The following is a 20,275-nucleotide window of genomic DNA, read 5'->3' on the forward strand; positions in this document are numbered from 1 at the left end:
TTTGGACTTAGGATCAAAAAACTTGGCAAATTAATTAATTACTGCGCCATTCAATGGTTATCTCTTTAGCATAACCGGCATGACGAATATCGAAATAGATATTCATCTTTTCCAAGTTGGATTTAACCTCGTTCATTCGCCGGGTGAGAATATGAGCTCCCCTTGGCCATAGCTTGTTACGTGTGTTTACACGTTCTGTAAAAGCTGTATGTTCTAAAACATCCAGAAGCCCTGCAATGGTACCCTTCCAGGTGCTGGTGTTGTTATTCGCCGATTGTTGCCTCATAAGGGCTACTATGGCGGCAGCAACGGGGTGTGATTCAATTGCAACTGCATTTGCGCGTTCAATGTTAGCCTGGTAAGCAGTTAGAAACCGTTCACCACCGCCTTGAATCTGCGCTGCTTCCGCGATTGCATATCCCCATCGTGTAAAGTCAGCCATGCGGTGCAACTTACTAAGCTTGATATTTGGGTACAAGCTCATAGCTTCTGCCAATACTTTTAGAGCCCCACCTAAAATCAATGGCTTGTCTCTCTCAAAAACTGCCCATAGTTGGCTTTCTTCCTTCCGTTCTTCCTCAGGAATACGAACAAGCTCTAATAGAATGCTGCGGTCTATCAAATCTGGCCGTCGCGCAACAGTATCAATGCCATTGAGGGTAACGCATCGCTCAAAAGAAACAATGGCTTCCTCAGTGTCGGTGAATAGCTTCCTGGAACTGAACCCCCCTCCAGTAGAAGCTGTGCAGAGCATGTCGCTTTTCTCTGCTGATATGAAATCTATATTGTCATAACAAGGCATGTAGTTATTGGACAGATTCAATGCCAAATCCCGAATACCTGAAGGCATAGTCATGGCGGAGACAGCAGAAGGATCAACGATGGATCTGATCATTCTTGCCGTTGTCGATTTGGCAGCCCCTTTTTCACCCGACAAAACGAGTATGGGATGCGGAATACCTGGGATAAAGCAGGATACAATGTAGACGAGAAACAGCAGGTAGTCGCTTTTGAAGGCCAAACGAATATGATTAAGAAAGAGACTAAGCTTGCCATCAAAATCAGGCTTTACCTGAGCTGACATACCCGCTGTGCGATAGAATAGAGAAGGTGGCTTGTCAATTAACAGAACCTCACTCGGTGAGATTTGAACTGCTCTTCCTTGAGGTTCAGCCAAGTCATAATAAAAGCTGCCTTCATACTTGGAGACGCGTAAATCGAGCTTTCGCTGGTCACCTTTACGGAGAGCCAACATCTCTAATACACTGATAGCTTGGTTGATACTATCAGTGGCTGCAGGTTTGCCTGTCATCTCGAAATACCATTCAATTAAATAAGTTTTGAACTTAGACCCTCTGATTCTCTCAGTTTGTCTAGCTTGAGCAGCTTCAAAGGAAGCAAAAGCTTCACCTTTCTCGCTATGAAAAAATTCTATTTCTGGAGCCGATTGAGCTAACTCAATTATGGTTTCAGCAGCCGTCTTCTTGGTTTCGTTAGGTAAAGAGTTTTCCAGTATTAGCACCTACCTTTAAGAGGAGTGTAGTCCTGCCGGCGGAGCGGCAGGACTTAAGAAATCGGTTATAGCAATCCCAAGTCGTCGGCATCACTATCATCAAAAAGTTCTGGTGTTTTCTGTACAACACGTGGCGGTTTCTTTTGAGGGAATTTACTTCTCCCGGTTGAAGGAGAGGCTAATGTTCTTGACTGCTCTGTAGCAGCGAGCATATCAGATGATTCTTCTTCGATTCCGCGATCTTCATCGTCTTCGAACAAGTTGTTGGCTTGTTCTCTGACTTTATTTTCCCGGTCGATTAGTGTTTGCAAAATTGGATGAGTATCATCCTTTGTTGGAATCATTTCAACAATATTAAAATAAGTTTTACCGTTGTATCTGTTCGGCTCTATTCTTATATCAACCACTTTTTTCAGTAGTGGACTAACATCTATATCCCGCCCATTTGTGGATAAGAGAAGAAATGCTTTAAACACATTGGCTGTGAGAACGTCCTCTAGAAGCAACCGAAGACGTAACAGTTTACTTATTATGATTTGATGCTGAGGATGCACAGCATACAATTGAACAAAAAGGACGTTGTATTCTTGCCCGATTTTGGGGATGAATTTCTCAATCTTTAACGAGTGCACGTAGGCTTGAGTTCTCCCAGCAGGCAATTCATTCGTTTGTAAACTTACCTTCATATATAAAACCTCCATATATAATTAGTGTGGACTGAGTGACGTTGTGGCATTGCTAAGGGGACGCATGGATCATAACTAAATTAAACCTCCTTTACATATGTATTTAATTGGATTAGAGCGCAAAGTATCCCACAATCTAACTCAATCGTTTCTTACTATTCTATTTTCAAAGATCAACGCCTTGGACTTTTACTAACGTCCTTGGCTTAGCTGATAGTTAAATTATGATATAGATCAAGGAAATAAAAACGTGGGGGAAACCAAGAATTTTATTTTTAGATTTACCCCCCTAAAAATAAAAAAAGAACGTCCATAAATTACAAGGGCGTTCCTTTATCTCTTATCGCTTGAGTTTTGCTAAGTTCGTTTTATCAAGTAACTCTTTAACAAGATTCATTTTTTCAGGGTCTACTACTTTCTTGAATGAATTAGAAACATCATCATGGAGAAATGATAGCGCCTGGTCAATATGAAAAGAAATAGGTTTGAATTCAAGCTCCTCATCGAATGGATTATCCGTTAAAGATATTTCTTCTAGTTCACCTAAGCGAGAAGATTGTGTATATTCAACAAGCGTTTTCCATTGCTTGGTGGTTTCTTGTATCATTTGAAGATATATTTTAAATAGATAAGGAATTTCATCTTGTCTAAATTGCCACGAGAAATCTTCTTTGGCTTTAATAAGAGATGTTCCCTCATTAGGCTTTAGAAATTGTATAGCATCGTTCAATATATTTTGTAAGTGTTTGTGCATTACCTCTTCTGAAGTTTGGTAATGTTTAAAGGTGAAATATCGTATTACTTCGTTTACTATATCATTTGAATTTTCATCATTAAAATGGGCTGATAATAAATTTATGAACTCTTCTACATCCTTTGATGTTATTTCTACTGAACTATTTTTTGACTTAAGTCGAACTTTTTTAATAAAGGAACAACTGTAGTTCTTAAGCAAAAACTTAACTTCTTCTTTTTGTGTAATTGGGATTGAATATCTTTCGGCTGATGCGTCAAAAAAAAAGTTCTTTGCATCGGCACCTTCTATAAGTTCACCGAACTTTTTAGTCTGATCTTTTCTAAAATTTTGTAATCGAGAATCATTCGTCGTGAGGGGTCCTTTTATTTCTTCAAAGATTTCTTTGCAAAGAGCATATAACGATATAGAATCGGAATTCTTTTTTAATGTATATTTCTGTAATGATTCACTAGCAAGTTTACGGGGTCTTCCCATTGTAATCTCTCCTCTCCGGTTCAGTGTATCGTACGAAGAGGAGACAATGCAAAGAATGACTTGCTTAAAGAGAAAAATGCCTAATTATTTTTTTGCATTCTTCTCCAAAGCTCTTGAAAGCTGACTCCATGTTTTTGGGCGGCTTCCCACGCCATCTTCTTGTCATTTACATCTGCATATTTTCCGAGAATATCCATAATTTCTGCGAGAAGAATCAACAACTTAACAACATCAGAGATTTTCACAAATCAGGCCACCTTTCATATACATCCTTGTTCTTTCATTGAACAATAATGAGTTCCTCCAATGATAATATGATCGAGTACGGATACGCCTACAATTTCTCCGGCTTGTCCTAGCCGTCTAGTAACTTCAATGTCGGAATTGGAAGGAGAGGGATCACCGCTAGGGTGACAGTGTACAAGAATAAGCCCTGCACAGTGCCGCTTTAAGGCTTCAGGGAATACCTGATGCGGCAACAACAATGCTCTATCTAGTCCGCCAAGAGAGATAGTACGAATGTCTAGAACATGGTTTTTAGTATTTAACAAGATGATCCGTGCTTCCTCTAGTTGCTGGAATTTAAGGTCTTGGCAGAGATCGTATACATCCTTAGGACTTCTGATAATGGTAGGTTTGTTTTCCCGCCGGTTGAAGAGACGAAAGGATAGCTCGGCTATAGTTTTGAGTTGAACTGCACGCTTGGGACCGATTTCGGACGTTTGCAATAACTCCTCAATACTTGAATGAATAAACAGCTCCTCCAAGGAATGATATTTTGATAAGACTTCAATCACCGCTGTCTCTGGAATAAAGTTCCTTAATAAATCCTGGTCTGATGATATTGTTAGATTCATTGATATTTGCTCCTCCTGTTTAGACAAATTAAAAGCCCCTATTCCCGAAGAGGAATAAGGACTTCCAATTGCTCGAACTATTAATTTATAAAGTTCCCCGCCTGCCACTGTCCCTTTTGAATAACTTCTCCAGAGTCATTATACAAAGTGCCTTCACCGTCATACTTTCCGGCTTTAAACTCGCCCTCATACATAACCTCTCCATTTTCATGATACAGCTTACCCTTGCCATAAATACCATAAGGTTTAAGAATCCCCTCATCAAAGGAACCTTCGAAAGCTAGATTGCCATTCTCATGATAAAGCCTGATTTTCCCCATTGGTCTTCCATCCTCAAAATTACCATCAGCGTCAGGATTTCCGTTTTCATGATAAGTTTTAGCTTTTCCGGTTAAAGCTCCATCCTTGTATTGACCTTCCGTTTCCAACTCGCCGTTGCTGTAATAAGTTTTTCCTTCTCCGTTCAGTTTACCGTTCTTAAATGTTCCTTGGGATTTCAGAGTGCCATTCTCGTGATAAGTTTTTCCTTTACCGTCTAATTCGCCATTTACATAGATCCCTTCAGAAAGTTTAACTTGAGGATAACGATTATAGAATATAGCGCCCTTTCCATTAATCTGTTTATTCTTCCATTCACCAATATAGTAAGTATTGCCCCCTGTATAAAACACGGTCATAATCTTTCCGGACTTAGTCTTGCTCTCTTCACCTTTGAAGCTGATCTTACCCTTATCGAAATAGAATTCATTCTCGTAGGGATAAAACATGCGCTCACCATTATGGAATAATCCGCTAAATTCGATTTCGCTGCTTCCCAATAGATATAGCGTACCCAAGCCATCATACAAGCCATTAATAAACTCGCCTTCATATAAAACATACTCTTCGTTAACGACGTATGTAATCTTGCCATAGCCTTCCGGAAGTCCCTCTTTGTTGGTCGCCCCTTGATAATAAGTAGGCTCTGAATATACCTTTTGTTTCAATTGAATTTTGTTTGTTTGATTCTCGGAAATATTTGGAGAAGGGGAAACTGACTGACTGATTGTTTTGTCATTTGTAGCAACTTTAGAAGGGTCTACATCAGTTTGGTCATTGACTACAGTGGCAGGTGACGAAACCTCTTGTGGTGCTTGAATGTTATTTTCAGGTTCAACAGGCAACACAACCATTCCAATAATCATTGATAGACCTATTACTCCGTATAGAAATACCGCATGCTTGCGAGTCCTTCTCTTTCCCCAACGTATCACATATGTCGGTTTAATCAAACCAATGAGGAGTAATGTAATTGATAAACTAAATAAGGCAAAGAAAAGCAAAATCATCTTTTTTAGACCCCCAATAAAAGGATATTTTAGCAGTTGCGATAATTCGATCAGTCAATAGCTATGCTTAAGAATTCCCCCCCTTAATATAGAATCGTTGGATGTGTTTTTGAACACTTGATATAACTCTTAGATATTAATTATGAGCATATTTATTATCTAATAGTTATATATTAATAGTCAATTTGTATTAGTGGTATGTGTAATGTGAATTGAGCCTCTTTTAAGCTATACATGGGGTGATTGTATGGTGCAGAAGGCTCGAATAGACCAACAAGAAGCGTTGGATTTTGCAAAAGCAATTGGTGATAAAATCCGTGAACTTCGTGTAGAAAAAGGGTTCACTCAAGAGAAATTGGCTGAACTGGCGGGTTTACATTCTAATTACACAGGGCAGCTTGAGCGTGGGGAGAAACGGCTCTCCGTTTACACGCTGAAACGGGTTGCTCAGGGTTTCGGAATGTCTTTGGAAGAGCTTTTCCGTGTGATTGATCCTATGGAGCGTGAAGATGAAATTGGTGAAATTGTTAACCTGTTAAAGGAAAGATCCAAAGCTGATCAACGCATGGCATTAAAGTTGGTGAAAACAGTTTTGGACTGGAGAAATGGCACAGAAGAAAGATAGTTCTCGTCATATCTGCTTTAAGATATCGGGATGGATAGAGACTGGTTCATCATAATAACTTTTCCAAAAGTTAATATTGCGATTTGGATTATTGGCTTGCTTTGTAAAGGCAACCTTCAAGTCGGGATGATGATCAAAAAGGAAATAGTTACGTACTATTGTAAATAGACTTAGCATGGCATACTGATAGCTGGCATAATGTTTGATTCCGGCAGTGCCTTGGGGAACAAGATCGGCAATTTGGCCAATTGTTAAATTATTTATCTGTAATTGCTTTTCTTCAATGATTTGAAGAAGACATATAAACAATTTGTCTGCATTATGCTTTCTGATTACATTTGAAAGTACAAAACGCTCCGACTTAAAATCCTGCTCAGCAATTAGTTTCTCGTCGTGTATTTTCTTTTTTACACTGCTCCTTTGGAGAAATTGTATGCGGGTACCATAGGTCCTTAAAAATTTATCGAGTAGTCGATGTGAATCAGCATGAATCTCCAACTTGGAGGTAATCGTTTGAAACAATAAAGAGTATTCCTTCAAATATTTAAAATCCAATCTACTCCCCTGAAAACTCCATTCAGGTTTAATTTGTTTTATTAGGTAACAAACAGCCAAATGATGATATTCCCCTGTATTCTCAATTTCTTCTGGATACATTAGATGAGTTATAAAAGAGATAGGGTACATATACGCCTCATCAGCAAGCCGAGTTCTCCAAAACTGAAATACTTCTGATGCATTTTGGCAATTGGATTGGCAGAATACTCTCCATTCATGCTGAACAATTTGAATTACCCTCTTGTGTGCTTTAACTGTATTCCTGTTGTTAGAGTGGCCATATTGCCACTCTAAGGCTTTCTTTATATCCTCGGGAAGAACCTCATTTGGTTTGGAGAAAACGGTTAGATATTTCTGATAGGGAGCATCTGGGAATTTATTGTCTGGATACTTGTCGTTAATTCCTGATGAAAGTTCCTTAATCTTTGTTACAAGCATCTTCTTTTCTTTCTCCGATAGGTTAAACAACTCTATCACTCCTTTTTTATATTGAAATTTAGATGATGGGGTAGGCTAGGGGCCTCCTCTCTTTTAATTTCAAAGCGTCAGTAGCATCAATAGAGCCTAAGTATGTTTTGCCTGCTGCTACTGACGCTACTTTCGCTTTGAATGAAGATCGGGAGTGAGATTCAAGGCCACCAATCATCATCGTCTATTGAATTAGTAGATTTATCACTTGAGGGTATCCTTGCAAAGTTTAAATCATGACCGTTCAACATGATGCGTTCTGAGGCAGTAAAGAAAGGGTCTTTATATTGAATGTAAAAGGGTTTAGTCATCCGTTGAATCCATGTCATTGCATCCGCTATGGCTCCTCCATGGAACTCAGGACTATCTCCGAGTATCTGTTCTTCGTTTATCAGACGTACTTCCCCGTTATTTAAATCAATAGTCAGACCCAACGTGGTGCCATCTACATACCCATTGCTGCCTTCTGAATCAGTGGTACGAAGAATTACACGAACTAAAAAAGCCTGTTCGGATTCGAGAAGTTGGTTCTCGTCCAAACAGGCTGGTAAAAACTCGAAATATTCTTTGGAGTACGGAAGAACAGATAAGGCCATTATCCATATATTCATTGCTGTTGCCGAGGGGTTACTTAGGGGAGTTTCATTGTACTCAAGTATGTTCTTCAAACTTTCTAATATCAAAACCTCTGTCTCACTCATTATTCTGCCATCTCTTTCAACCATTGTTCGACCTCCTCATCATGTATCCCGACTTGTGTGAAAAATGTAACCATATAGTCATTGGTGTGCATCACGACTATTTTGTAAATTTGAATATCTCCAAGATTATATACCTCGACATATTCAGGCATACTTCCCAGCAAACCTCGATCCTCCCGCCTTAGGCCCACAAAACTAAGATCAAATAGGTTATCGCCAGCTTCAAGGATGATAATTGGGCCATGGCGATCCAGCGTGAATAGTGTGTCCTGTGTGTCGCCGATGGCTTCGCGGAGTTGATTGAAGTAGTTTTGGAGAAAGCTTTGATGACTCATTAAAGAAGAACATGAACTTAGAATAGTGATGTCTAGTTGTGTTGAAATAAAACGCATTTTGTTCCCTCCTTGTAGGTTGAAAATAATCATATATTGTCTAGGCATTGAAGGATATAATTGGATTATTAGCACAAAAGTCTCGATTATGAAAAACAAGCTGAAAGCAGGGAGCAAATGTATATATCTAAGTTAACGATTCGTAACTTTAGAAATTTTAAAAATGCTAATTTCAAATTTTCTGCAGGGGTTAACACTTTAATTGGAGAAAACGGATCTGGTAAAACAAATGCTTTCTTTGCAATCAGGCTCCTTTTAGATTCTAGCCTTCCAAGAAATATAAAAATGAATGAAAATGATTTTAATCGTTGTCTTGGTGACTGGAGAGGTCACTGGATAATTATCCAGTTGGAATTTGCAGACATAGGTGACGGTGAAGGTACTCAAATGCTGGCACATGGTATTGAAAGGATGGACGGAACTTCAACGGGATCTTATAGTATGTATTTCCGCCCTAACCGTAACATAAGACAAAGATTGTATGAGCTTACGTTAGACTTTGCCTCTACTGAAGTGCTTCAAGGTGTATTGGATGATATAACTATTGATGACTATGAAATGATATTTGTATGCAAAAGCAATATGGATTTCAGTCAAGAAAATATTTATAAAAGATATGTGGGGGATTTCGAGGATGTTGAGTTTCCTAACCCGGAAGATGAAGCTCTAGATGCATTGGGTATACCATCGCAGAAATTTTCAATATACAATGAGGTAACTTGCACATTTATCAAAGCGTTAAGAGATGCCGAATACGAATTGAAGAGCATAAGAAGCAATCCACTTCTAAGTTTGGTTAGAGATATGAGTAATAAAATTGATGGTACTAATATTATCAAACAAGTGACTGCCCTAAACACCTCGATTAGCGAGTTAGAGCAAATCGAGATGCTTAGAAATAAAGTAAGGGAGACACTCCAAAGAACAATTGGAACCACATATGCACCAACCATTGATATAAAATCTCAATTGCCTGAAAATTTGGATAAACTATTACAAACATTAACTCTGTGGGTTGGAGATTCAAGTGACTCGGAGTATCAGGGACAGATATCTGAATTAAGTCTTGGAGCGGCAAATCTCCTGTATATAAGTCTGAAGCTATTGGAATACGAGATGAAACAGTCCGCTAATAAAGCAGCTCATTTTCTTCTAATTGAAGAACCTGAGGCGCATATTCATACCCACATACAAAAAACACTATTTGAAAAATATAGATATAACAATACACAAGTAATAATTTCAACCCATTCAACTCATATTTCGGCTGCTAATCGAATTGAAGCGGTAAATATATTGTCTAGACGTAAACAAGAAGTAGCTGTATTTCATCCTTGTAATGGTTTGGATGTAAATATGTGCAGAAGAATAGAAAGATATTTAGATGCTGTCCGAAGCACATTGCTATTTGCGAAAAGCGTTATCTTAGTTGAAGGTGATGCTGAGCTTATACTTATACCAATATTATTTAAAAAAGTATTTAATATTAGTCTTGATGAGGTTGGGATAAGTCTAATCAATATGAGCAGCACGGTTTTTAGTAATATCGCGCTTTTGTTTGATGAAAAGAGAATTCAGAGAAAATGTGCGATTATCACCGATTTAGATACATCTATAATGCCAATCAATAGTTCACCAGACTTAAACGATCCATTCGTAAGGAAGTGCATCAATTCAGAGGAGGCAGGCCAGTTCAGGAAAGCGAAATTAGACGAATTTTGCGAAAATAATGAGTGGGTAAATCCTTTTTATGCAACTCATACTTTTGAAGTTGATTTTATAATTGCTGGTAATTCATCAGTAGTTACTCATGCTCTACCTTCTATTTATCAATCTGAAACCCACATCTCCAATTCGAAAGTTAATTTAGAAACGCATTCTCCACATATCGCTGGTAGAGAAGTTCTAAGGCTTGCAGAAAAAGAAGGAAAAGGATGGTTATCACTTTTGCTGGCAGAACATGTTGATTATAAAACTGTAATTCCAGATTATATTCTAAGAGCAATTGCATTTACTTGTGAGCATTTTACAGAAAAACATTTTGAGATGATTGCTGATTATCGCCTGAAAAGTCGAGAATTAGGCGATAGTGATCTTTTTGAATGCTTTATACTTGAAGGACAAAGAGAAGGAATAGACTCTCAATATCCAGACGGAAGGGTGGCATTCTCGCACTTTATACCCCTTTTTAAAGCAGCATTACCACACGACCCATTAAGTAAGTTATTGAACTATATGGGGAGGTAAATATGATAAACCTAAATCCTGAACAAAAGGCAATGGTGGTATCAGAGGGCAATCTGGTGGTAACAGCTTGTCCTGGGAGTGGAAAGACGAGGGCATTGATCTCTAAATTATCTTATGAACTTGAACGGATAGAGGATGTTAAAAGAAAGATTATTGCTCTGACATTTACGAATCGAGCAGCTGAAGAAATTCAGAAAAGATTAGATGTAATGAATATTGACATGGAGAAACTTTGGACAGGAACAATACACGCATTTTGTCTTGAATGGATTCTAAGGCCGTATGCTCTTTACATTGATAGATTAAAAAATGGTTTTACAGTTTTGGATGAATTCAGACAAGAAAAGATATTAAATGGATTAAAAGAGCAAAGTAACTTACCGAGATATGAAAACATAGCGCTTAAATGGTCTAAAGAAGGGTCTTCTAAACAAAATACACCGATAAAGCAGTATATAGCCAATCAGTACCATAACTGGCTTCTAGAAAATAAGTGTATCGATTTTGACCTTATTTTATTTTTATCATACTCTTTATTGCAAGAACGTCCACAAATCTCAAAATCATTGTCCCGTCTTTTCAAACTTATTTGTATTGACGAATATCAAGATACATCAGAGTTGCAGTATGGAATAATTGGTTCTATTGTCAAAACCGGAAACGGTGAGACTAATATTGTTATGGTTGGAGATCCAGACCAAGCAATTTATGATACATTAGGTGGAGTAGCCAAATCTGTTGAAGAAATCTCTATGGAAATTGGTGGGCTACCTGTTAAACATCTTAAATTATCTGGTAATTATAGATCTTCCCAACGAGTCATTGATTTCTATAAGAATTTTCAACTGACTAACATTAAAATTCAGGCTATTGGTAAAAATGCAAACAGCAAAGCAGTCGTAACATTTAATAATAGTATCTCTGAATCTAATCTGGTTGAAACAATTGCCCAAATAATAAAAAGCAATATTAGACGAGGTATTCCTGCTAACGAAATTTGTGTAATAGCTCCACAATGGTGGCTACTAATATCAATGGCGAGAAGTCTTAAGGCAATGATGCCAGGAATTAAATTTGATGCTCCTGGATTATCCCCTTTGCCGAAGAGTTACGATAACTTTTGGTTTAAAGTGGCAAGAATATTCCTTACAACTCCTTCACCAACACTTTTTATTTCTCGAAGGAGATGGGCAGATGATATCATAAACGATTTGAAAAGTATAACTGGCTTTACTGACATAATCATCAATAACGAGATGTTAACGTCTAAAATTTTATTGGATTTCTGCAATCTAACATCTAAGACATTAAAGAATGAAATTGATGGGTTGGTATATCTTGATTCTTGTTTTAATTCTTTATTAAAGTTTGTTTCGATAAATTTATTATCACATACACTTCTAAATGATCATTACAGTTCGTTTTTTAAAGGTATAGAGGAAAGGTTAGCTCGAAATGGTTTTGATGCAACAGATCGACTATTGCATAATTTTAAAAGTTCATTTCAGCAATCTAATGGAGTAGTCGTGAATACTTGCCAAGGGGTAAAGGGAGAGGAATACGAGACGATAATTGCATTTGGATTATTGCAAGGTTATGTTCCCCATGCTTCCATTAGAAATCCTATGCAGGCTGAAATGTCTTCAAAGCGTTTACTGTATGTAATTGGCTCAAGAGCAAAAACAAATTTACACTTAATAGCAGAAAATAGAAATAATAAAAATATAAATAAGGAATTGAGTAATGTTGAGTTTGCTTATGATGATTATCTGTAGAAGAAAATAGTAACGGGGGGCCTATAATTTGCGTTTAGCTGCACTGAAAATTGAAAATTTTAGAAGTGTTGATGCCTTGGTTTTGAATGAATTGTCCAATATTAATATTTTTGTCGGTAAAAATAACTCAGGTAAATCAAATATTCTAAAATCAATTGATATATTTATGAAAAGTTTAAAGAAGCAATTAATAGTTAAAATGTATGATAAAAGAGACTTTTATTGTGAACGCACAGTTCGACCTGTTAAAATTGCTTGTTCATTAGAAATAAAAGATGATATATATCAGGAATTTATTAGAAAAATGATGGGGGAGTATCCACAACTGGTGGCCGGGATTGAGAATATGAAAAGTTTAAGGAATATCAACATTTACACTTCTAGTATCAGTAACGAAGATAATTATTACTCTTATATTGAAAAGATAACATTGAGTAATTCTACTCCTTTTTCTCTGCAGCCTCCCCATGAAACAAATTTATTACATATTGAGACATCTGTTGCACATGAACTAATACAAAGACAAACGCTTATTAGAGAATTTACAACAAAGCAAAAACAACTTGAGGATGGTCTTCAAATTAATTCAGAGGATTTTACAAGATTAAAGGATAGAAGACCTTCTTATGGAAGACTACGTGGGAATGATATTGTATTTGATTTAATTAATTCGTCAGGTGATATTCATGAATTTAGAAATCGTGTGCGGGAGGAATTAGATAATTACCATCAAGAAAAAGAAAGAATTGTTAATTCGCAAACTGAAAATGAATTAGAAGTCTTTTCAGGAAGAACCAAATTAATTCCTAATCATGTTACATGGTTAATGGAGCAACTAGAGAAGGTTGTTATATTGCATGAATCTGAACGGAAGAGTCCTATTGAAAAGAAGGACGCAGAACGTCTATTGGATCTAAAAATGAAACGTGGAGGTACTGAGCAATTAGAGCAATTGCAAAATATAGTAGCAAATTTATTAAACGTTAAGGTTGATGCCTTTAAGGGTGACACTGCAGAGGGTGCAGAGATTGATGTTGATAACTTCCTGGTAGATATGAATGGAACTGGCATTAGAGAATCTCTAAGATTAATTTTAGATTATGAATTTTCTAAACCTGAAATTTTGCTTATTGAGGAACCAGAAGTTCATCTTCATTTTGAACTGGAAAGAAAGATGTTTAAATACCTTGTAAATTTATCTAACGAAGTTCAAATATTTATGACTACACATTCTACTGCATTTATAGACTCTTCAGAAGCAAATAACATTTTCCTTGTTAAGAAAAATCAATCAACTGAGATAAATCCTCTTAAAAATGATGAACTTTCAGAAGTCATAAACGAACTTGGCATAAATATGAGTTCTCTTTTACTTTCAAAGGTTATTGTTTTTGTAGAAGGCCCTACTGATGAGCAGATTATTAGAGCATACCTAGAGAAATTCCATCCATTATTATCATATTCAGATGTGGGAATTGTTAGAATGACAGGAGTAGGCAATTATAAATACTATGCTAACGTTTACGCACTTGAGATTTTTAATAATTATGGATTAAAAACTATATTTATTCTTGATTCTGATAGTCGTACTGAAGAAGAAATAAATAGAATAATTGAAAACCATCCAGCGCCGAGTATAATAAAAGTACTCCCAAAAAGGTGTGTAGAAAACTATTTCTTATCCCCTGCTATATTGTTGAAGTTTATTCAGAGGAAAATGAATGTAGCAGGACTAAGAACAAATATTCCAAGTGAAGAAGATGTTATAAATGCAAAGATGGAGCAAATAATTGACTTCCTTTATCCCGAAACCGTTAGACTGTTTCTTTCGTGGAAATATTTAAAGCCAATATACCCATCGGTTCATTTTGACAAAAAGGCTCAATTAGATACGGTAGAGAAAGTAACTGAATGGATTAAGGATGGAACTAAGCTAGTAGAGGATAAGTTGCTTCTATCTTACACAGCTTTTGAAGAAAGCCTGCCAAATGAACTTGTGCAGTTTTCTAAGATTTGGACTGAAAGAAGATATGACGTAGTTCCTGGGGATAAAGTAATAGATTTATTGTGTTCAGAGTTTGGTATTCGTTATAACAAAAGTAAGATGGATATAGAATTACTAACTCAGGTTGTTACTATGAAGGAATGGCCGGCTAATTTAAACGAGGTGTTAAATGAGATCGCTTCAATTATAAAAGATTAACGACTTATTTTCGGAGAGTATTATTCTTTTATATTGTGGATTTGACCAGTCGCCCCTCGGCTCCATATGGAGTATCAGTGAAGACACCTTAATTGGTGTCTTTTTTCATTTTTAGTTATTTACTTCAAAGCTCAGTTTCCTTGAAAGATGATATAATAATAATGAATGGAGATGATGCCGATGGATTTGCTTGACCCGCGTGTGGATTTCGTATTCAAACGGATATTTGGCAGCGAAAACAATAAGGATGTGCTGCTGGCGTTTCTCAACCGCATTTTCACCGAAGCTGGTGAGCCGCCGCTAATTGAGATCATCCTGATGAATCCCTATACGGATAAAGATGATCCACTCGACAAACAATCCATTTTTGATGTTTACGCCAAGACCACAGAAGGTAAACTAATTGATATAGAAATGCAGTTGTTTAATAAGTACGATATAGAGAAACGCACGCTCTTTTATTGGAGTAAACGGTATGCCAGCCAACTCAGTGAAGGTGACAAATATCTAGAGTTGAAAAAATGTGTGACGATTAACATTTTAAACTATGCATTCCTGAAGAATGAGCAATATCATAATGTATTCCATCTGCGTGAAGACCGGACGGGAATATCGTTAATTGATGACATCGAGGTGCATTTTTTAGAGTTGCCGAAGCTAGATGAACATAGTGTACCGTCTGAAGGCGGACTGATCAATTGGTTACTGTTTCTGAAGGGTGCCGATACATCACAATGGGAGGTGCTGAAGATGAATGAGCCAGGTTTGGAAAAGGCTATGGATACCCTGCAATATCTGAGTCAGGATTCGGATGCTAGACGATTGTATGAGGCTAGACAGAAGTATTTGCATGATGAAGCGTCCATGGTTGAAGGGGCAAAGTCTGCTGGGATTATTGAGGGTAAGCTTCAAGTGGCTCGCAACTTGCTGGCAATGGGGATGGATTATGCAGCTGTAGCGAAGGCGACAGGGCTTAGAGAAGATGAAATCAAGTCTATCAAGCTTTAATATGTTGCCTGTTTAGTGATAGAAGTTTCATCAACGCTAAAGCCTATTAAACGGCAAACAACAAAACAACTACGCTTTCGCAGCCTAAGAAACTGTGCGCGTGCTTCTACTCTGCATCGTCCATGTGACAGGGATAGGGGCTAACAAGTAGTGGGATACGCTGTCTCATCTCCGCCTGCGGTGAGCTGAAGAAGACAATCAGGCTGACCCAACGTATAGCCGGTTACGGGGCGATACTCGGGTGACATCAAAACTGTAACTACACTCGTAGAAGCTTATGTGCCGCTATCTTCGGACAGGGGGGCGGGCTCCCCTCGGCTCCATATGGAGTATCAGTGAAAGACACCCCTTAAGTTGTCTTTTTTCATTTATAATGATTGTTTTATGCTGATAATAGAAGGCTACTAGGTTAACGAAGCAGGGGATCAATGCTTTGAGAAAGAAAAAACACAGGAGCATCCTATGAGCGGATGCTCCCGTTTGATCTTTTGTAGATGTCTTGTGATTCGGTTATTAATTTTCCTATTGACAGGAGCTTAAACTGCCGTTCTTTGTTGGGATATAAACAACTAGTTAAGCATGCCCACTCTATTTTGAAGCACTTTCCTACAACTCCGCCCCCCTATACCCCATCTTACGATATCCCTTCACTCGTTTCTTGAACATCGCCATTAACATTGGAACCTGAAGGTCAATATAATCATATATTTTCACTTCTTCTTTATTCGCATGACTCCGGTGCAGGCGGCCAGCATATTGCTGTAAGGTGCCTGTCCAGGAGATGGGATGGACCAGGAACAAGGTGTCCAGTCTGGCGTCATCGAAGCCTTCACCGATTAGCTTACCCGTAGCGATAACTACACGCTCTTGATCATCTGGAATAGAAGCAATTTGGGCGCGTAGAGCTTCTCTTTGCTTTTTTCCCATTCCGCCTCTCAGCACAATTACGTTTTTGGCAAAAGACTGTAATCTCTCTGCAAAATATTCAGCATGAGCGGTCCGTTCAACCAGAAGCAGTGGAGAGCGTCCTTCATCCAAGCAGGTTAGCAAATCGTCAAAAATAAGCGTGTTACGCTCCTCATTGTCTACAAGCTGCTGATAGATGTCCTGAATTCCGGCAACCTGTTCCCCTGACTTGATCTGAAAGTGAGTATAGCGGGGGACCACCCTTAATAAAAATCCTCTAGAGCTGCTTAGGCTTTTGGCATCCACCTTTAATAGCACAGGTCCAAGCTGGAACCGTACAATGGCTTCCTGTCCGTCCTGCCGTTTAGGGGTGGCTGTTAAGCCAAATACATACTTTGCTTTGACTTCCCGCAGAACCTGTTCGAAGCTGTAGGCTGATACGTGGTGACATTCATCCACAATCACCTGGCCGTATTCACTTATGAAGGGTTTAACGTTTCCTTTATAGTTGAGGCTCTGAATGACAGCAATGTCGATGATGCCGGTTCGTTTATTTTTACCGCCGCCAATCGTACCGATTGCTTGTTTAGGAACTTCAAGAAAGGTTTGCAAACGTTCCTGCCATTGCTCCATAAGCTCCCGTCGGTGAACCAGAATGAGGGTATTTGTCTTTCTTGAAGCGATAATGCTGGCTGCTACGACAGTTTTGCCAAATGCGGTTGCCGCTGAGAGAACGCCTATATCCCGGCTTAGAATAGCTCTGGCTGCTGTGTCCTGAAGAGTACTCAGCGTACCGGTGAACTCTGCCTCGATAGAAGTTCCAGACGAACGTTGATCCTTAAGCGATACCTTAACCTGATTTTGCTCGAAAAAAGATAACAAATCCGGCAAGCATCCCCTTGGCAGTACTACGTAATTCTCCAGATCCTCGGCGCATGAGATGACCCGGGGTTTACCATAGGTGGAGAGCCGCATCGCTTGTGCTTTATAAAAATCAGGGTTGGAGAAGGAAGCTAATTTGATCAGCGCATGAATTGCACTTGAGGGAAGTCCAGACTTGAGGATATAAAGGCGATCCAATTGCAGAATCTGTATTTCAGCAGGCAAAGGTTCCGTTAGAACCTCTTCGATCTGAGTTGGATTCTCTTGTAACAAGGATAATCCATCTCCTTCGTGGTCAGATCCCGTAGTAATTCTGTCATTGCTAAAAAGTCCACGCTCCCCGTGCGTGTATATAAATTGCTTTACTTGGTCTTCGCCCATCTTGCCAAGTTCGGATAATATACCCCATTGATCAGCATAGGGCTCAAAGCGCTCGTCAACAAAAACACTGTTTCCCTGTTTACGCGGCCCGCCTTGAAGAGGAAGGGCAATGAGGTTGCCGAATCCGCCTTTGGGCAGTGTATCCTGATTGGGAAACAGGCGGTCATAGGATTCCATGCCGATCTGATATCTGTTGTTCATGGTAAGACTCAGCAGGGTCATTCCAAATCTTCTGGCTGTAGCCGCCTCGATATTTCGACTGAAGAAAATCCAGATATGCCCCCCATTGCCGGAATGCGAGCGCTCTAAGAGCGCGGGGATTTCATGGCTTTTACAAAGTTCCATCACGGCAGTAACATCCTGCTTCCAATCGTGTTTGTCAAAATCCATGGCCAAAAACCAGCAGGTCTCGTCCTGCAGCATGGGATAGATACCAATCGTCCGGTCTTGCCTTGCATCTAAATGGGCTGACAGCACTTCGCTTGTAAGGGGCAGGAAGTTCTGATGTTTGCAAACGGAGCATTTCACTCTAGGTTTCTCGCAAACGGAAGTCCATTCATTGGCGCAAGCGGGCGAATACCCGGACTTGCCTTGTTTATTGCTCCAACGAATCGGATAAACATCGTCTCTGCCGCGAAAATAACTTTTATACAGGGCGAGCTTATCCTCTACGGTGGAGTACTGGTGAACATTAGTTTCTCCAACAGTAGTCTCTTTGCTTTCGTTTACCAGTGCGGTGGAATAAGTGTTTTTTTGTTCATTAGTACTTATTGTATTTTCATCTAGTAGACCTCTCAACCGGGTGACTTCCAGCTTAAGTTCCTCAATATGAGCCAGAGCTGCGTTATATTTGTCCTCGATATTGTCCATTGATTGGTCCTCGCGTTTTATTTATATTATACCTTGTAAGTTGCTGAGTAATAATATTGGGGATTATAACCGGATTAAGGAGATCATAGTAATGCTGAAATTAAGTAACTCAACCATTAAAAAGCATTTAAAGAATCTAACGAGGGAAGAGCTTGAGGCTGAAATCTTGAATATGACCAAGATATATCCGATCATTCAGGAGCACTATTTTTCAATACTATTTCCTGATAGTGAGGAAGTCTTAGACAAGTACAAGAAAATTATTGAGAAGGAATTCGTCCACAAGGGAGAGATTCTGCGATACCAGATTATGAAGCAAGCAATAAAAGACTTTAGTAATGTCTCAACAAATAAGGGGCAAATTGCAGAGCTAATGATTTTTACAGTGGAATGTGGAGTAGACTTTACGCTTTCATATGGAGACATAGATGATGAAAAATTCTATCGTACTATTTCAAGTATATTTGAACAGGCTTTAAAGTATATTGTGGACAATCAATTAGAAGAAGAGTTTGTAGATCTATGCAACGAACTGACGCGAAGTAGTCAGAGCATTGGCTGGGGGTTCGGAGATGGGATGATGGAGTTGTATAGCGATTATTTAGGACACATGGATGAAGACCTTAAGTAGCGTATAAGGAGTACCGCTTTATAAAAGAGCTCCAGAGATCGGGCGGAGGTCTGACTCTGGTTTAGAAGTTAATACCTGATATGCTATAATAATAGTAATTATTTAACCGGAGGTGTCCAAGATGCGATGGGATGAAGTTCAGGAGCGTTTTCCTAATGAATGGGTCGTTCTTGAGGCGACTAAGGCCTATTCTAAGGAAGGCCAGCGATTTATTGAAGAAATGTCCGTGATCGACTCCTATGAGGATTCTACCAAAGCATTGAAGCGGTATAGTGAACTGCACCAGGGTGACCCTCACAGAGAGTATTGTTTCTTTCACACCTCCCGTCCTGAGGTTGTAGCGCGAGAAAGATATGTCGGGATCAGAGGGCCAAGATGAACATAACGGAAATCTATGGACTTCCCTTCGTAAGCATGACGGTTGTGTTTAGGGGGAGAGAGTTAAAACTTGAGAAGGTGCTGCTTGATACAGGTTCTGCAAGTACGCTTCTGAACGCGGATATTGTACAGGAGATTGGTATGGTTCCTGAAGGAAATGATAGCGTTGATATTATACGGGGTGTAGGTGGTGTGGAGTATGTGTACACCAAATGTCTGGATACGATAGTAGTCGATAAAGCAATGCTTAAGGATTTTCAAGTTGAAATCGGAAACATGGATTATGGCATGGAAATCGACGGCATCCTTGGGTTTAACTTCTTGAAACACGCAAGGGCCGTTATTGACACTGGAGAAATGCAATTGAAAACTGACGTTTGCTAAACGGTTATCTCGTACAATTCCAGCAGCAACCCCCGCCGAATTGTGGCTCTGCAAGTCCACGCCTCGGCTTCATTTGGAGTATCAGTGAAGACACCTTGATGGGTGTCTTTTTTCATGTTATTTCCTCCGCACCCGGATTGCAGTGTTCCTACTGTAGACGTCGTCTAACGAAGGAATTTCAACTGTGGCGGACAAGACGCTGTTAGTTCTATCCTCGACAGATCCGTATTGTCCGGTAGAAGCGGGCTACG

17 protein-coding genes, 1 other RNA gene and 1 pseudogene are annotated in these 20,275 nt (G+C 39.0%); 9 read left to right on the forward strand and 10 right to left on the reverse strand.

The window, feature by feature from the left end:
• Positions 1-34: 34 nt before the first annotated feature.
• The 6 genes from NSQ73_RS31160 to NSQ73_RS31185 all read right to left on the reverse strand — a co-directional run bounded on the left by NSQ73_RS31160 (position 35) and on the right by NSQ73_RS31185 (position 5,615).
• A complete protein-coding gene (locus NSQ73_RS31160) occupies positions 35-1,522 on the reverse strand; it encodes a hypothetical protein (protein WP_340990003.1) in 1,488 nt (495 codons plus the stop codon).
• 56 nt (positions 1,523-1,578) lie between these two features.
• The gene (locus tag NSQ73_RS31165; protein ID WP_340990005.1) at positions 1,579-2,199 is read right to left on the reverse strand and encodes a hypothetical protein; all 621 of its coding nucleotides are present in this window, start codon (positions 2,197-2,199) and stop codon (positions 1,579-1,581) included.
• A 340-nt stretch (positions 2,200-2,539) separates the two neighbouring features.
• Positions 2,540-3,430, reverse strand: coding sequence for a hypothetical protein (locus NSQ73_RS31170; RefSeq protein ID WP_340990007.1), 891 nt, complete (start codon positions 3,428-3,430; stop codon positions 2,540-2,542).
• An 80-nt stretch (positions 3,431-3,510) separates the two neighbouring features.
• Positions 3,511-3,675, reverse strand: a complete 165-nt coding sequence (locus NSQ73_RS31175) for a hypothetical protein (protein ID WP_340990009.1) — start codon at positions 3,673-3,675, stop codon at positions 3,511-3,513.
• Between the two features lie 15 nt (positions 3,676-3,690).
• Entirely contained in the window at positions 3,691-4,287 is a 597-nt protein-coding gene (locus tag NSQ73_RS31180; protein WP_340990010.1) for a JAB domain-containing protein, read from the reverse strand.
• Positions 4,288-4,367: 80 nt separating this feature from the next.
• Positions 4,368-5,615 (reverse strand): toxin-antitoxin system YwqK family antitoxin, encoded by a 1,248-nt coding sequence (locus tag NSQ73_RS31185; RefSeq protein WP_340990011.1) that lies wholly within the window; start codon positions 5,613-5,615, stop codon positions 4,368-4,370.
• A gap of 247 nt (positions 5,616-5,862) precedes the next feature.
• Here NSQ73_RS31185 and NSQ73_RS31190 point away from each other — a divergent pair, with 247 nt between their 5' ends.
• Positions 5,863-6,240, forward strand: a complete 378-nt coding sequence (locus NSQ73_RS31190) for a helix-turn-helix domain-containing protein (protein WP_340990012.1) — start codon at positions 5,863-5,865, stop codon at positions 6,238-6,240.
• A gap of 6 nt (positions 6,241-6,246) precedes the next feature.
• Here the strand turns inward: NSQ73_RS31190 and NSQ73_RS31195 are convergent, their stop codons facing one another.
• The 3 genes from NSQ73_RS31195 to NSQ73_RS31205 form a co-directional block, all read right to left on the reverse strand.
• Complete coding sequence (locus NSQ73_RS31195) at positions 6,247-7,266, reverse strand: hypothetical protein (RefSeq protein WP_340990014.1); 1,020 nt, start codon at positions 7,264-7,266, stop codon at positions 6,247-6,249.
• Between the two features lie 161 nt (positions 7,267-7,427).
• Positions 7,428-7,991: a hypothetical protein gene (locus tag NSQ73_RS31200; protein ID WP_340990016.1), complete on the reverse strand. Its 564-nt coding sequence runs from the start codon at positions 7,989-7,991 to the stop codon at positions 7,428-7,430.
• Complete coding sequence (locus tag NSQ73_RS31205; RefSeq protein ID WP_340990018.1) at positions 7,967-8,359, reverse strand: hypothetical protein; 393 nt, start codon at positions 8,357-8,359, stop codon at positions 7,967-7,969. Before NSQ73_RS31205 ends, NSQ73_RS31200 begins: the two co-directional genes overlap by 25 nt.
• A gap of 117 nt (positions 8,360-8,476) precedes the next feature.
• On the opposite strand from NSQ73_RS31205, the gene NSQ73_RS31210 reads away from it, so the two are divergent.
• The 5 genes and pseudogenes from NSQ73_RS31210 (at position 8,477) to ssrA (ending at position 15,918) form a co-directional block, all read left to right on the forward strand.
• Entirely contained in the window at positions 8,477-10,606 is a 2,130-nt protein-coding gene (locus NSQ73_RS31210; RefSeq protein WP_340990020.1) for an ATP-dependent nuclease, read from the forward strand.
• Positions 10,607-10,608: 2 nt separating this feature from the next.
• Positions 10,609-12,381, forward strand: coding sequence for an ATP-dependent helicase (locus NSQ73_RS31215; protein ID WP_340990021.1), 1,773 nt, complete (start codon positions 10,609-10,611; stop codon positions 12,379-12,381).
• A gap of 28 nt (positions 12,382-12,409) precedes the next feature.
• The gene (locus tag NSQ73_RS31220) at positions 12,410-14,584 is read left to right on the forward strand and encodes an ATP-dependent nuclease (RefSeq protein ID WP_340990023.1); all 2,175 of its coding nucleotides are present in this window, start codon (positions 12,410-12,412) and stop codon (positions 14,582-14,584) included.
• Positions 14,585-14,764: 180 nt separating this feature from the next.
• A pseudogene (locus NSQ73_RS31225) lies at positions 14,765-15,523 on the forward strand (Rpn family recombination-promoting nuclease/putative transposase); the annotation flags it as partial.
• A 9-nt stretch (positions 15,524-15,532) separates the two neighbouring features.
• Positions 15,533-15,918: a transfer-messenger RNA gene (ssrA, locus tag NSQ73_RS35025) on the forward strand.
• Positions 15,919-16,198: 280 nt separating this feature from the next.
• On the opposite strand, the gene NSQ73_RS31230 is transcribed toward ssrA, so the two are convergent.
• A complete protein-coding gene (locus NSQ73_RS31230; protein ID WP_340990026.1) occupies positions 16,199-18,631 on the reverse strand; it encodes a TOTE conflict system archaeo-eukaryotic primase domain-containing protein in 2,433 nt (810 codons plus the stop codon).
• A 91-nt stretch (positions 18,632-18,722) separates the two neighbouring features.
• Here NSQ73_RS31230 and NSQ73_RS31235 point away from each other — a divergent pair, with 91 nt between their 5' ends.
• The 3 genes from NSQ73_RS31235 (at position 18,723) to NSQ73_RS31245 (ending at position 20,024) form a co-directional block, all read left to right on the forward strand.
• Positions 18,723-19,262, forward strand: coding sequence for a DUF6155 family protein (locus NSQ73_RS31235; protein ID WP_340990028.1), 540 nt, complete (start codon positions 18,723-18,725; stop codon positions 19,260-19,262).
• Positions 19,263-19,383: 121 nt separating this feature from the next.
• The gene (locus NSQ73_RS31240) at positions 19,384-19,641 is read left to right on the forward strand and encodes a hypothetical protein (RefSeq protein ID WP_340990030.1); all 258 of its coding nucleotides are present in this window, start codon (positions 19,384-19,386) and stop codon (positions 19,639-19,641) included.
• Entirely contained in the window at positions 19,638-20,024 is a 387-nt protein-coding gene (locus tag NSQ73_RS31245) for a retropepsin-like aspartic protease (protein ID WP_340990031.1), read from the forward strand. The genes NSQ73_RS31240 and NSQ73_RS31245 overlap by 4 nt, the downstream gene beginning before the upstream one ends.
• The last annotated feature ends 251 nt before the right edge of the window (positions 20,025-20,275 follow it).

It is taken from the genome of Paenibacillus sp. FSL R10-2736, from assembly GCF_038000245.1.
Lineage (GTDB): Bacteria > Bacillota > Bacilli > Paenibacillales > Paenibacillaceae > Paenibacillus_AQ > Paenibacillus_AQ phytohabitans.